The following is a 13,513-nucleotide window of genomic DNA, read 5'->3' on the forward strand; positions in this document are numbered from 1 at the left end:
GGCTACCAGCACATATTTAGTAAATAAAGTTACTTCTTACTTAGATTTTATTTTTGCGATCGCTTGTTTTTTACTGGATCTGACAAAACCGCATTGCTCCCGTTGCTTGGTCTTCAACTGCTGGGTTCCACCAACGGTCAAAGTGAAAGACATGGTTGGCTTTCGTGAGGGTGATACCTACGCCCCCTGCTTTCAAGGAAAGGATAAAAACCGATGGTTCTGTATTTGGGTCTTGAAATTCGGTAATCATTTGTTCTCGACGTGGGCGACTAGTGCCACCATGCAAATAGTAAGTATTGCAATGCAGACTATGTTTGAGATGTTTCTCGATCTTTTCACCCACTTCCGTAAATTGACTAAAAATGAGTAAACTTTCTCCTTCATCAACTGCCTCCTCAACCATCTCTGCTAACCGACTGAGTTTGTGGGAACGTAGTGGTGAAAAATCACTCCCATCTTGCAGAAATTGGGCTGGATGATTACAAATCTGCTTCAATTTCATCAGGGTTGAAAGAATCAATCCTTTGCGTTGAATTCCCTCTGCTGATTGCAATTGTTTTTCGACATCTAGTACCACCACTTCATAAAGCGATGCTTGCTCTTTGGTTAGGTTAGTGTAGAGTTTTTGTTCCACTTTATCTGGCAAGTCATTAATAATAGATTGGTCAGTTTTTAACCTTCGCAGAATTAGAGGTTCTACCAGTTTTTTCAAGGTGGCAGATCTTACACGATCATTGTCTTTTTGAATCGGAATCTCGAATATTTTCCGAAACTGGGCTTCTTTACCCAAGTAACCAGGATTGAGAAAATTAAAAATTGACCACAAATCCAGTAAGCGGTTTTCTACAGGAGTTCCTGTTAATGCCAGCCGATGTTTAGCTCTTAATTTTAAAATAGCTTTAGTTTGGGCAGCTTTCGGATTTTTAATATTTTGTGCCTCATCCAGTACTAAACGTTGCCACTCGATGCCGCTCAATAACTTTTCATCTTTGCGGACTAGAGTAAAGGAGCTAATTATCACATCGTTTTGTTCACAAGCAGCTTTGAAATCAGCTAGATTTTGCAGCCTAGTGCTACCATGATGCACCATAGTTTTTAAATGAGGTGCAAATTTGGCAATTTCCTTCTGCCAGTTGCCAACAACAGAAGTCGGGGCAATTAATAGTGTCGGTAAGGCAGATAAAGAAGTAATCTTTTCTCCTACTTTCAGAGCTTCATGTAACTCCTTCTCTTGCACTAATCTGGCAATCACCTGCACGGATTTACCTAAACCCATATCGTCTGCCAAACAGCCATTTAATCCCAAATTTTCCAGATATTGTAGCCAGGAAACACCACGTTTTTGATATTCTCGGAGTGTGCCTTGCAGATTATCAAGTTCAGAAATTGGTTCTAGGCGACTTTTATCTTGTAGCTTTGCTATCATCTCTGACAAAGCTTCATCATGTTCAATTTCCCATTCTGACCCCAATTCAGCACTGCGTTGTAGAAACTCCAGTAAGGTCATCTGGGGTTGTTCGTTACCGTGGGACTGCCAAAATTCGAGTAACTGCTGCATTTTATCCCGGTCTAATTCCATCCATTGACCGCGAAAATGCACTAGGGGAGTTTTAGCATTAATCAGTTGTTCCCATTCAATAGGTGTGACAGTTTGCTCCCCAATCGCTAACTCATACTGATACTCCACCAGTGAGTCTAAGCCGAAATAGCTTTTTGTTTCCCCTTTCGTTGCAGCAAGTTTGCTACCCGATGCTTTGAGACGAATTTTGGCGCGACGACGACCAGTGGGAGTATACCAAGCAGGTACAATTACTTTGAATCCTGAGTCTTCTAACACCCAAGCACTTTCAGTCAGGAAGTCAAATGCTTCATCTAAGCTAAGTTGCATTGCGATTGGACTCGCTGTTTCCAACCCAAGCCAGAGTTTGGGATACATCCTGGCTGCATAACCCAGATTCAGCAGCAAATTTGTTTCAAAATCTTTACCAAAATCTTTATGTACAGCAGCTTTGGAAAATTGATTCATTGTCCAGTAGTCTGCTAACGCTAACTTCAAGGATGGATCTTGTTTACTGGCTACTAGAAATTGAATTTGCCAATTGTCTATTTGTGACGATGAAGGAGAATGTAACTGGAAGCACAGATGAAAAGGTGAATCAGATTGAGTACGAGTAATTTTGGTTTTCCATACCAACCATTGCTGATATTCCTCAAGGGCAGTATTTGTGGTGAGTGGGTTATGCTGACGAGGATAAAAGCAAGATTCAATTAGAGAATCAGCAATTTGTTTGTCAAAAGCGGCTGTAGATGGGGTGTGAGTTACTAAATCGTGAAGTACATATTCGGAAAAGTGACGCAATAGTGTTTCTTGATCAAAAAACTCAATAGGATAGCTAACTGTTGCTTTACCTGCCACACATATTAGTGGCATATAGTCAATATATTTCAGAATATTTGCTTCATATTGTTCGGAAATAATTTCCCAGGTGGCATAAATTTCAAATGCTGCTTTAGCAGTCTTTTTTTTGCCTTTTTTGTGGGGATTTTCCGTTGATAAATGTCGATACTTCAGTGCGGGAATAAATTGGTCTTTGAGGATTACTTGTTTAAAACTTTGAGTGTAATGATACCAAAATAATAAATCTGAACCAATTTGAAACTTCTCCGCATTATATATTGCTAAAAAATGGATATCTTTAAGTAGTTTAATAATATTAAGTGCTGTTCCGTTTTTGGTAGACACTACTGTTTCATAACAATCAATCTGCCAATATTGGAATTCTTCATAGCTATCAGTCAACTCAATTTCTAAATATTTGGTTAATTCTGGTGAGGGTAGGGGCTGATTATTGGTGGTTGGTAAGGCAAAGTATTTAGGAGATATGCGTTGGGAAAATGTAGTATTGTCTTCTCTAATTCTCAATTCTTCTATTAAAAAGGCGATTAATTCTGATTCTACCAAGTGTCCAGGATGAATTTGTTGACTATTGGTGTAACTTTTTTGGGATAATTGAGTTTCTACCCACAAGTAAAAAGACCCTGACTGGATAAAGTCAGTTTCCTCGTTTGGTATCCAGGTACCATGAAGTATTCTCATTGTTGTGATGTCTCTGGATTGTTTAGAAATTCACGCGCCTTAGAATTACTTTAGCAAACAGAGGTGCTAGAATTATCTCCTTTATGCAAAAGAAAGCGATGTGTTCTTGTGCGATCGCTTGATTTACGCACTATAGAGGCAGCAGTCCCATACTTCCCTTACAACTCAAAATCAAGAATGAAGGTTTGGTCATCCAAATTTTCTTGCTTTTCAATAATAGATGGCTCTTCAGTCGGCGGCTGAAGTCTGTTCTTGTCAGTAGTAATCGGCGTGAAAGCTACTTGTTGTGTAGCTAATCCAGCCTTGATGAAAACAAAATAGCAATCAATAATAAAGTAAAGCGTCTCCAGGTAACTTTTACCTAGTTGTTGGGACTCTGCAAATATGCGTTCTCGATAGTTTTCTTTAAGCCGAATTTTTATCGGAGCGAAGTCAAATTTTTCTGTCATTGTGATCACTTAATAGATGTAGTAGGCGAATTCTTGCTGCTGATGGCTTTTGCCATCTCTAAAAGCCCAAAGACATTAGCTTCCACCGGGTTGTCCAGTATTTTGAACCCGTTTTTCTCTAAAAGCTTCTTAAATCCGGGTAACAGGCAACCTCCACCAATCGCCCAGATTTCATCCCCCTGGTGTTTAGCATCAAGTGTCTGATTCACTACTTTCTTTAAGTATTTTTCATACCAATCTTTCAAACAAGCGCTGTAAACATCTTTGATATCAATGTCCCGACTGTACCGAGTATGCCCCATTTCCAGACAAAATCGGATCTTGGAGGCATCCCCAATTTTTCCGCCATTTAAATGTTTCATCTTTTGGGAAATATCGTTTATGAGAACTTCTACGCCAGTGGGGTAGGCGGTGTGAACTTCTCGTTTCCCTTGGTTGTAACGAGAATACAGAGTTGTGCCATTGCCAAAATCTAAAATGGTTAATTTTTTTGGTAGTTGATGCCCAAACAATGCACCCATCCCTTCTAGTACGACTTTCAGAACTTCGATCTTCACCTCTGATTGTTTGCCAGCAAGTATTGGCTGATATTCCCCGTTTAGTACTTTTTGCAATTCTTGAGCCAGAGCGACATCATGTAAGCTAACAACTAATTTTAAATGCCAAGCCTTACGGTGTGGAAGATGTGCCAATGCACCGAATAAAGTCAATAATGCGTTGTTGACTTTGTTTTCATTGTTATCAGTGTTTCGGTCAAAATAATTTCCTGTACGGAAGGCTGATTCTCCAACTGTGTAAGCACTACCGTTAAAAACTAACCTCCCAGGTACGTCTTCCATCTCGGCATTGGTTATATAGCTGGGGACACGAACAACTTCAAAGCCATCGACTAAAAGTTTTAGGCTTCCATAGCCGTTGTCAAAGCCAGCAGGAAAAATTTTTTGCAAGGTGTGAATGTTAGACATAAAGAGAAAGGTAATAGATTTTGATTTGTGAAAGTTATCTGTTCAGGTGAAGTGGGGAGCAGAGAAGAGATGAATAAAATAACTACTCTTTTTTTTCTTCAGCGTCAAGAAATTATCATAACCTCTTGGGGGCTAAGTGGGGTAAAATCTCAATCAGTCGATCGTACCCCATACAGCCCCCATACAACCCCCAAATGGGAGTCAAATTTTGTTCAAGCCTCTAAACAACCTTGGGGTACACACAGCCCCCATATAGCCCCCATAAAATTTTTTGAAATCTTTTCTATCAACGCAGCAAAAATTAATTTAGATGCTTGGCTGTTTGATTTATACTTTAATGCCTCTGTAATATCTTTAGGGTGATAAGCGTGGTCTAGCAGGATCGTGATTTTGGGGATAGCGACGGGTTTCGACTGAAGATAAGCGATGTTGAGAGTTAATATCTCAATTAAACCTGATCATCCCAAACATTCGCAGGGGTGCAGTGCGTAAAGAAGGAAGGTTGGAGTAGCTAAAAAATATTGCTGGAATAACCTATAACTGCTGGATTTGACTCAATAAGGGGTAACTGATCTATAAATGGGAGTGGAAAAGTTTAATCTTTGTAATTGGCTAGTCCAAAGCTATGTTCCTTTTTTTCTGATATTCTCCCACCGTTACACCTCAAAGAGGTTATTGGTGGGCTACTGGTAGGTGCTAAAACAGTAATAATTAACGAACCTTAGAGCAGAATAAATTAACCCCATATACGATTCGGTTATGAAACTAATGTTAGTTTCATAACCGAACTGTATATTATGTCTTAAGTTGCCACTATCAAAGATTTGAGGAGCCTTGTTATGTAAAACAGCTTTTTTCTGAAATCCCGGCTTTTTCAATTAACTCAGTTGTTGATAATAACTAAAACAAGCAAGATGTGAGTTTTAAAAGACATTGTAATGAAAAAGAAAAAAGTTAAAAAGCAGATCCGACTAACAATTGCTAGTAATGCAGGTGGGTCAGGTAAAACCACGGTAGCAACCCATTTAGCATATGCTGTAGGTGCCAAAGGTTATAAAGTTACCCTAATAGAACTGGACCAAAACGGTTCACTATGCATTTTTGCAAGGCTTGCACCAGCATCAATGGAACAGTCTCTAGCTGCTGTCTTCAAAAAAACATTTACAGGTGACTACCCACTTGTTCCACTTTGGACAGAACATCTTTCCACTGTGACGGCTATTCAGGGAGGAAAATTTCTCGAAGAAAGCATTGCAGAAATATACAACTATAATCGCCGTCATTACACACTGAAAGATAGATTAGAAGATTTTCCCTTAAATAGCGATTTGATTATCTTTGATACTCCTGCTTCCTTAGAGCCTATGGGTTTGATTGCACTAGCAGCTTCTACACATGTGCTTGTTCCTATCAAACCTGAATATAAAGATACAGGAGCTTTCGCAGGTTTTTTAGATTGGTTTTATAGTAAAGTAGACGATTTGAGATTGAAGCCTCAACCTGAAATATTAGGGTTTGTGCCTACACGAGTAGATTTATATGGCGTTGGGGCACATCGAGATATTTTAGGTTTAGACAAAAAAGGCAACCTCAGAACTGATATTGAGCCTGAGAGAACTCTTCCCTTTCTAATTAAACAGATGGGAATCCGATGCTTTCCCTACATTCGAGAATCTAATTACTACCTTAAAGCTAGTGGTTCTGGATTACCCTTAAATTTATATCGACCTGGTTATGATGCTAGTGAAGACTTTAAACCTATTGTGACTAGCTTAATCAAATTGATGACAGAGGAACTGTGATGTCAAGTAAAAAACCTGTAGAAATTAGTCAACTGTTTGGCCAAGCAGGTCAGTCTCAGCAAATTCACCAACTTAAAAGTCAGATAGAGAAACTCGAAGTAGAAATTATACAGCTGCGAGCAAATGTATTTAGTTCAGAAGAAAAAACTACATTAGAGCAACAAATTGAGCAACTCACTAATCAACTGGCTACTCAAGGAGGGATACATGAAATTGCTGTAAGTCTTATAGATCCCGATCCAGCTCAACCAAGACAAACATTTCCTCAATTAATAATCCAAGAACGAGCAGAAAGTCTGCGTCGGCAAGGTCAGCAAAATCCAATAGTGCTTATTCCACAACTTGATGGACGCTACAAAATATTTGATGGAGAACTCAGATGGAGGTCAGCTCCATCTGCTGGAATGACAAAACTGAAAGCTGTCTTTCTACCTAAAGAAGATACTTCAGATGAAGTCGTAGTTTTTGAGGGTCAATTAGTAAGTAGTATTCACTCCCAAAAACTTCATGACCTTGACTTAGCAACTGCTCTTATTCGATTAATTATTTATAAATATCCCGATCTGAGCGGACGAGAAGACGAGATTCCAAAGTTTTTGAATGCTTTCATTAACCGACTAGTCCGCAGCAAGAAGCTTCAATATCTCGCACTGATTAAAGATTCTGATCTAATAACACAACAACAATGGCTAGAAACATCTGATTTTAAGGAACATGAGGAACATGAGATTGTCTCAGTATTGTTAGGACTACAACTGAATCCAGTATCGATTAATAACAATATCTTTCCTCTTCTTAAAGTGACGGAAGACCTCAAAAATGTCATTCGCTCTGAAGGGCTAGAAACCAGCAAAGTTAGAGAACTTAATAAATTATCCTCTGAACAGATGAAAATTGATGAATCTGAAGCTTTGATGATTCGTACTCAGGTAACTAATCGAGTCATTGAAGAAAAACTATCATTGAGCCAAACTAAAACACTAGTTAAACAAACCTTAGAGCAGTATAGTACTTCTAATTCTAAAGCCAAGCAGAACAAACAGATGGACAAAACTATTAAAGATATCCAATCAATAAATTTAAAAATATTGGAACAGACACGACTTATTAAACTACGCCAAGTCCTTCAAGAAAAGCTCGATGAAATTAAAACCCTGATGTAGCAAGCAGTTATTGTAATATAGTTATCCTGGACAAAGTGAGTTACCAACTCAAGATGTTATCTACTTTGTTCTAAACGTTTTTGTTCATCTCGTTGATAATAGGTATAACCAGGATCGCTTTACTGCTGCGAAAGCTACCGCCCTCCTCAAGCACCCAAAAAATCACTAGTCCCACTTAAGAGGAAACCTAGAACACCGATTCGGTATTCAAAGTTATGATGAAAAACTCAAGTTTCTTTTAAGTGCAAGAAGAAAATTGTCGTTGAAATGACCTAAAAATCTGATTTTCCAGCCTCGCCTTTTATTACTGAATCGGTGTTTTAGAGCTATGACATATAGGAGTGATAAAGGGAAATTAGGGTGCATTGTAAAGTACTTATGTACTATAATGACTCCACTCCGAGTATAATAATGATGTGCGGCATCTGATGATAAGCAATGTCCACTCCCCCTAATCTTTCTCCTCAACAAGTAAGCGCCTTTCCTCAACACGAAACAATCACCGGAGTCGTAGAACGCCTAACTTTTTACTCTGCTGAATCGGGTTACACTGTGGCAAGGCTGACCCGTCCCCGTAGCACCGAACTGACAACAATTGTCGGCAGCTTTGCTAACATCCAGCCAGGGCAGACTTTACAACTAACTGGTTTCTGGCGTGACCATCCACAATTTGGGCCACAGTTCCAAGTCATCAATTATCAAGAAACCAAACCAGCCACTCTCACCGGAATTGAGAAATATTTAGGCAGTGGACTCATAAAAGGTGTTGGGCCAGTAACAGCCAAACGCATCGTAGCTCACTTTGGACTTGAAACCCTTGATATTATTGAAACCCAGATCGAGCGATTAATTGAAGTTCAGGGCATCGCTAAAAAGCGGATTACTTTAATCAAAAACGCTTGGTCAACTCAGAAAGCAATCAAAGAAGTGATGGTATTTCTCCAGGGGCATGGCGTTTCTACCACTTATGCTGTGAAGATTTACAAGCAATATAAGGATGAAGCAATTGCCACTGTTACCAAAAACCCCTACCAGCTAGCAGCCGACATCTATGGGATCGGTTTTTTGACTGCTGACAAGATTGCGAGAAATATCGGAATTGCGCCTGACTCAGAATTTCGTTACCGTGCGGGGATTATCCATTGCCTAAGTGAAGCTGCCGAAGATGGTCACTGTTACCTGCCACAAAGCGAACTGATTGAGTCGGTAATCAAACTACTGACTACCGAATCTCATCAGCCCACAGAAGAAGGGGTTGCGATCATTATTAAAGATATGGCTCTGGCAGACGAGCTGATTAGAGAGCGGGATGAAGAGAAAACACTACTTTGCTACAAGCCGACTTACTTTCATACGGAACAGAATTTAGCTCAACTGATACGCCAACGCTTGGAAAAACCTGTTGGCACTGACATTGAGCGTGTGCGTGATTGGATTGACCGCTTTACAGTCAGCCGTAAAATTCAGCTTTCAGAACAGCAACGCCAAGCTGTAGAAACAGCAGCCTATTCCAAAATCATGATCCTCACTGGTGGCCCTGGGGTTGGAAAGACCTTTACTACTCACACCATTGTCAGCCTGTGGAAAGCAATGGGGAAATCTATTGCTCTAGCTGCACCCACTGGACGGGCTGCTCAACGCTTAGGTGAAATGACTGGATTGGAGGCAAAGACAATTCATCGCTTGTTGGAATTTGACCCCAAGACAAGAGGATTTAAATGTGACAGTGACAATCCTTTGCCCCATACAGCAATTATTGTTGATGAAGCATCGATGCTTGATTTATTTCTGGCTTACTCCTTGGTTAAAGCAGTATTGGCTGGCGCTCTACTGTTGTTGGTGGGTGACATTGACCAGTTACCATCTGTGGGCCCAGGTCAAATACTTGCTGACTTGATCAATTCTGGGCAAGTTCCCGTGGTGCGGTTGACCCAAGTATTTCGCCAAGCTCAACAGAGCGCAATCATCTCTGCTGCTCACCAAATTAATCGAGGAATTTATCCCACGATTGAACCGATTTCTGACAATCCTGTGTCTGATTGTCTGTGGCATGGCGGCGGTCATCAGCCTGAACATGGAGTGCAAGCAATCTGCGAATTGATTACCGATTTGATTCCTCGCTTAGGTTTTAATCCTGCTACTGATGTGCAAGTACTTTGTCCAATGTCGCGGGGCTTGGTAGGGACTCGCAACCTTAACACTGTGTTGCAGCAGTTAATCAACCCACCCAGTCCTGACAAGGTTGAGATTAACAGAGGTGGGATGATACTGCGAGTTGGCGATCGCGTCATTCAACAAATGAATGATTACCAGCGTGAAGTCTTCAATGGGGATTTGGGGATTATCACTGACATTGATACTGTTGAACAAGAAGTAATTGTGCAGTATGGAGAGCGTACTGTGATTTACGACTATGCTGACCTGAATGAAATTACTTTAGCTTGGAGCGTGACTATTCATAAAAGCCAAGGCTCAGAATATCCGGTGATAGTTCTGCCAATCTATATGCAGCACTATATGATGTTGACCCGAAACCTGTTTTACACCGGGCTGACCCGTGCCAAGAAGTTAGCGATCGTGGTTGGAGCAAAAAAAGCGATATCTCTAGCGGTGCGCTCTACTGATGACCAACGGCGGTACACAAGGTTGAAGCAGAGGTTACTTCAGGCAGGACTGCATTGATATGCCTTGGCTATTAAATAATTCGTAATTCGTAATTAAGTTTTGTGATGGGGATTTAGACCCCGACCCAAAACTTGCTTATTTTTTGAACTGCGGGATTTAAACCCACGGTACTCGGTTAAAAATAGAAAATTTTAATGAGCTATTTGATTTATACTTTTAAATCCCCTGGTTTAAAAAAGTCGAAAAGTTTGTATGTCCAGCCTGAGTTCCGACATGGTTCGCATCTATTTGCAAGAAATTGGTCAGTATCCTTTATTAAAGCCAGAGGAAGAAATCGCTTATGCAAGACTTGTACAAGAAATGATTGTCATTGAGCAATCTAAAAATGAACTCACTCAACAGCTAGACCGCGAACCAACAATGAGAGAATTAGCCAACGCTGTTGAAAAAACCGAAGCACAAGTCCGAGCAGCACTACACCTTGGTCAAAAGGCTAAACAAAAAATGGTGACAGCTAACCTGCGACTAGTAGTTTCTGTTGCCAAGAAATACCAGAACCGCAATTTGGAATTCTTAGATTTGATTCAGGAAGGAGCAATTGGCTTACAAAGGGGTATAGAAAAGTTTGATCCCAACCGGGGGTATAAGCTATCAACCTATGCCTACTGGTGGATTCGCCAGGAGATTACACGCGCCATAGCAGAACAATCGCGCACTATTAGATTGCCTGTTCATCTCACTGAAATACTTACCAAAATTAAGAAAGTACAGCGAGAAAGCTTTCAAAAACTCGGTCGTCATGCCACTGCCGAAGAAATTGCATCAGCATTAAACATAAGCACAGATAAGCTTCGAGAATATCTCACTGCTTCTCGCACAGCCATTTCTTTAAATAAACAAGTAGGAGATGAAAAAGAGACAGAATTGGGCGAAATTTTAGCCAGCGATGCCGCTTCACCAGAAAAACTCCTTAGCCAAGAACTTCTATCGCAAGATGTAGCTAAATTCTTAGAACCATTGACACCTATACAGCGTCAAGTGTTGACTTTAAGCTTTGGGCTTGATAACGATCAGCATTTCAATCTAGCTCAGATTGGCCAACAGCTAAACCTCAGCCGAGAACGGATTCGTCAAATCCAGGTCAAAGCTATAAGTATTCTCCGCCATCGACAAAACGACATGCAAGAGTATTTATTTGATTAAGTAGAATTACTTTCGTCAGATGATGCACGAATCTTGTAGAACTAAGACGAAAAACTATATTAAAGAAGTAAGTCCCCAACAGTAATCAGTCAATGCCCAGCAAAACTATTGAAGTCCGTGAGTACACCGTTAGAGCGCACAAGCGGGAAATTCACACTCGCGTTTTCAACTTCGTATGTAAGCAGTGCGAACAACCCACACAACGAGAAACTTTTGGTGTGCGACCGCTCTACTGTGAAAAATGCCGTCCTCCTCAACCTCCCAAGCAATCGAAAGTAGTTCCTATAGGCAAGAGGAAACCCAGAGCGATGAACTACAAGAGTGGCAAAGGTATTGCGGGGTGAGTTGTTGTCTCAAAATTAAGAGCGATCGCTCCTAGTCCTTGACTCATTAATCGCATAAATGCCTGTAATAATTGCGGAGCATAGCTTAGAGCTTATCAAGCGTGCAATTCGCTTCTAATGGCTCCCCCATTCTCTGGTTAAAAGAAAAAAGTCTTGGCGATCAGGTGATGGGCGGCGATCGCCGCAAAGGAATCTTAAAAACCTCGCTGAGTTTTTAAAAGTTGAACTTGCTCGATGCCGAATGACCAATGAACAATGACCAATGACCAATGCCCGATGCCCGATCTAAATTTTCTTGGGTGCAATCGCGGAAAATCCCAAGCCCGAATTTTAGAGTGCGACCGTCAATCGCTTAAAGTCGCCCAATTTTGATGCTTTGATGCCTCCACCCTGCTTCCATCATTCTATTAAGCTAATTTTCAATCATGGCTTGAACAATGACCGCAATGCCTGCGGTGGGCTACGCCTAGGCACGAAAGTTCGCTGTATGCCTGTTCAGCGCTTGCCGAATTCTTTCATGCTGTACCCTGTTAACCTAAGACATCCAGAGATATAGCTTCAACCGATTACAATCTTGTTGATCGCACTTCGCTTAACATCTGTTTAAACAATATCAAAACAAAAGGTCTGACTGTAAAACATTCAGCCGCAGGTTAAACCGTAAGCGTGATCCATGAATTGCAAAGACTTTGAGTCTCTGATTACACGTATTAGCCCTTATGTGTAATTACTGCCTATATATATTGATGTGGCGTTGAGCCGACAATCGTGTAATTTCCATTTAGATGGTAAAGAGTAGAGCATATACTTTGTGGTTGATTTCGGCAGGCTCCCTGAAGATCACATCTATATAAATAATAAATGTTCAAATTCCAAAATTTTTGGGAATACTTAGTTTACGTTTTTACGTGACATAAATACATACTTTATAACCCTGGATAAATTGCAATCTTGATATAGTTCGCATCTATCCAGGGTTTTTTATATGCAATAGGTTGATTAGTGCAGAGTATGTACTCTACTCTGCACCAATCAAATGAGGATAAACAGCCGATCACGGGTGCTGTAGAAAAGCGAGGGGCTAAGATGCTTGCTGGATAGCGCTTTTAGCCTTAATGTACAATTTTCCCGTTTTGGCACAGTGATGCCCGTTAGCGACAGCGTAACGCACCCTACGTATCTTTTCAAAGATCAAATAGTAGTCATATAGAGTGCTAATGAAAATTAAACAACAACCACAAAATTCTTTTCGGTCAATGACAGACCAGCAGATAATTGTGCAAATTGTACCTTAGCAAAAGTACCTGCACTACCATCTTGGTCAAAGAATAATCCACCTGTAGTGGAGTCATAAATAAATCGCTGACTGCTTGTGGTTGCAGATGTTCCAATTCTAAACTGACTAGCTAAAAGTACACCTGGTGATAACCCGCCACCAAAACCATTAGCCGATACCTGAATCACTTCACTAGTCGCGTTGAAGTCGTAAATGCGATCGAGACCTTCGTAGTAACTATAGAAAGCAAAGGTATCGATACCATCTCCTCCATAGAGGGTATCATTACCAAACCCACCTGTCAGAATATCATTGCCAAAACCACCATAAAGGATGGTATTACCTAAATCACTAGCAGTCAAGATATCGTTACCTGCACCCCCATCGATCGTATCATTGCCACCACTGCCCCCATATATCGTATCGTTGCCACTGTTTCCCAGAATATTGTCATTGTAGGCTGTACCACGGATATCTAATCGTTCTATATTCTTGTAGCTAACCTGATTCGTGCCTGCTGTAATTGCTCCAACGTTAGTAGTAGCATTGAAAGTCGAAGTAATACCCCCTGTAGCATTGTAGTAAGAGA

The 13,513-nt window shown here is 40.6% G+C and carries 9 protein-coding genes; 5 read left to right on the forward strand and 4 right to left on the reverse strand.

What is annotated here, in order from left to right:
- Positions 1 to 70 precede the first annotated feature (70 nt).
- From H6G86_RS36145 to H6G86_RS36155, 3 genes are all read right to left on the reverse strand, one after another.
- Positions 71 to 3,097, reverse strand: a complete 3,027-nt coding sequence (locus H6G86_RS36145; protein ID WP_242065152.1) for a DEAD/DEAH box helicase — start codon at positions 3,095 to 3,097, stop codon at positions 71 to 73.
- A 158-nt stretch (positions 3,098 to 3,255) separates the two neighbouring features.
- Complete coding sequence (locus H6G86_RS36150; RefSeq protein WP_190938403.1) at positions 3,256 to 3,546, reverse strand: hypothetical protein; 291 nt, start codon at positions 3,544 to 3,546, stop codon at positions 3,256 to 3,258.
- A gap of 5 nt (positions 3,547 to 3,551) precedes the next feature.
- Positions 3,552 to 4,511, reverse strand: coding sequence for a ParM/StbA family protein (locus H6G86_RS36155; RefSeq protein ID WP_190938404.1), 960 nt, complete (start codon positions 4,509 to 4,511; stop codon positions 3,552 to 3,554).
- A 938-nt stretch (positions 4,512 to 5,449) separates the two neighbouring features.
- On the opposite strand from H6G86_RS36155, the gene H6G86_RS36160 reads away from it, so the two are divergent.
- The 5 genes from H6G86_RS36160 to H6G86_RS36180 all read left to right on the forward strand — a co-directional run bounded on the left by H6G86_RS36160 (position 5,450) and on the right by H6G86_RS36180 (position 11,648).
- Positions 5,450 to 6,313, forward strand: a complete 864-nt coding sequence (locus tag H6G86_RS36160; RefSeq protein WP_114083250.1) for a ParA family protein — start codon at positions 5,450 to 5,452, stop codon at positions 6,311 to 6,313.
- Positions 6,313 to 7,476, forward strand: coding sequence for a ParB/RepB/Spo0J family partition protein (locus H6G86_RS36165; protein ID WP_190938405.1), 1,164 nt, complete (start codon positions 6,313 to 6,315; stop codon positions 7,474 to 7,476). The genes H6G86_RS36160 and H6G86_RS36165 overlap by 1 nt, the downstream gene beginning before the upstream one ends.
- A gap of 438 nt (positions 7,477 to 7,914) precedes the next feature.
- On the forward strand, positions 7,915 to 10,158 hold the full coding sequence (recD2, locus tag H6G86_RS36170; RefSeq protein WP_190938406.1) for an SF1B family DNA helicase RecD2: 2,244 nt from the start codon (positions 7,915 to 7,917) through the stop codon (positions 10,156 to 10,158).
- Positions 10,159 to 10,353: 195 nt separating this feature from the next.
- A complete protein-coding gene (locus H6G86_RS36175; RefSeq protein WP_190938407.1) occupies positions 10,354 to 11,304 on the forward strand; it encodes an RpoD/SigA family RNA polymerase sigma factor in 951 nt (316 codons plus the stop codon).
- A gap of 92 nt (positions 11,305 to 11,396) precedes the next feature.
- Positions 11,397 to 11,648, forward strand: coding sequence for a hypothetical protein (locus H6G86_RS36180; protein WP_190938408.1), 252 nt, complete (start codon positions 11,397 to 11,399; stop codon positions 11,646 to 11,648).
- 1,224 nt (positions 11,649 to 12,872) lie between these two features.
- Here H6G86_RS36180 and H6G86_RS36185 read toward each other — a convergent pair.
- On the reverse strand, positions 12,873 to 13,513 hold a 641-nt coding region (locus tag H6G86_RS36185; protein WP_369009479.1), incomplete at its 5' end, for a calcium-binding protein.

Source organism: Nostoc sp. FACHB-133 (assembly GCF_014698055.1).
Lineage (GTDB): Bacteria > Cyanobacteriota > Cyanobacteriia > Cyanobacteriales > Nostocaceae > Nostoc.

What these genes read in the sequence shown, in the direction of transcription:
- H6G86_RS36145 (WP_242065152.1), bottom strand. Translation starts at nt 3,097, where the DNA reads ATGAGAATACTTCATGGTACCTGGATACCAAACGAGGAAACTGACTTT.
- H6G86_RS36150 (WP_190938403.1), bottom strand. Translation starts at nt 3,546, where the DNA reads ATGACAGAAAAATTTGACTTCGCTCCGATAAAAATTCGGCTTAAAGAA.
- H6G86_RS36155 (WP_190938404.1), bottom strand. Translation starts at nt 4,511, where the DNA reads ATGTCTAACATTCACACCTTGCAAAAAATTTTTCCTGCTGGCTTTGAC.
- H6G86_RS36160 (WP_114083250.1), top strand. Translation starts at nt 5,450, where the DNA reads ATGAAAAAGAAAAAAGTTAAAAAGCAGATCCGACTAACAATTGCTAGT.
- H6G86_RS36165 (WP_190938405.1), top strand. Translation starts at nt 6,313, where the DNA reads ATGTCAAGTAAAAAACCTGTAGAAATTAGTCAACTGTTTGGCCAAGCA.
- recD2 (WP_190938406.1), top strand. Translation starts at nt 7,915, where the DNA reads ATGTCCACTCCCCCTAATCTTTCTCCTCAACAAGTAAGCGCCTTTCCT.
- H6G86_RS36175 (WP_190938407.1), top strand. Translation starts at nt 10,354, where the DNA reads ATGTCCAGCCTGAGTTCCGACATGGTTCGCATCTATTTGCAAGAAATT.
- H6G86_RS36180 (WP_190938408.1), top strand. Translation starts at nt 11,397, where the DNA reads ATGCCCAGCAAAACTATTGAAGTCCGTGAGTACACCGTTAGAGCGCAC.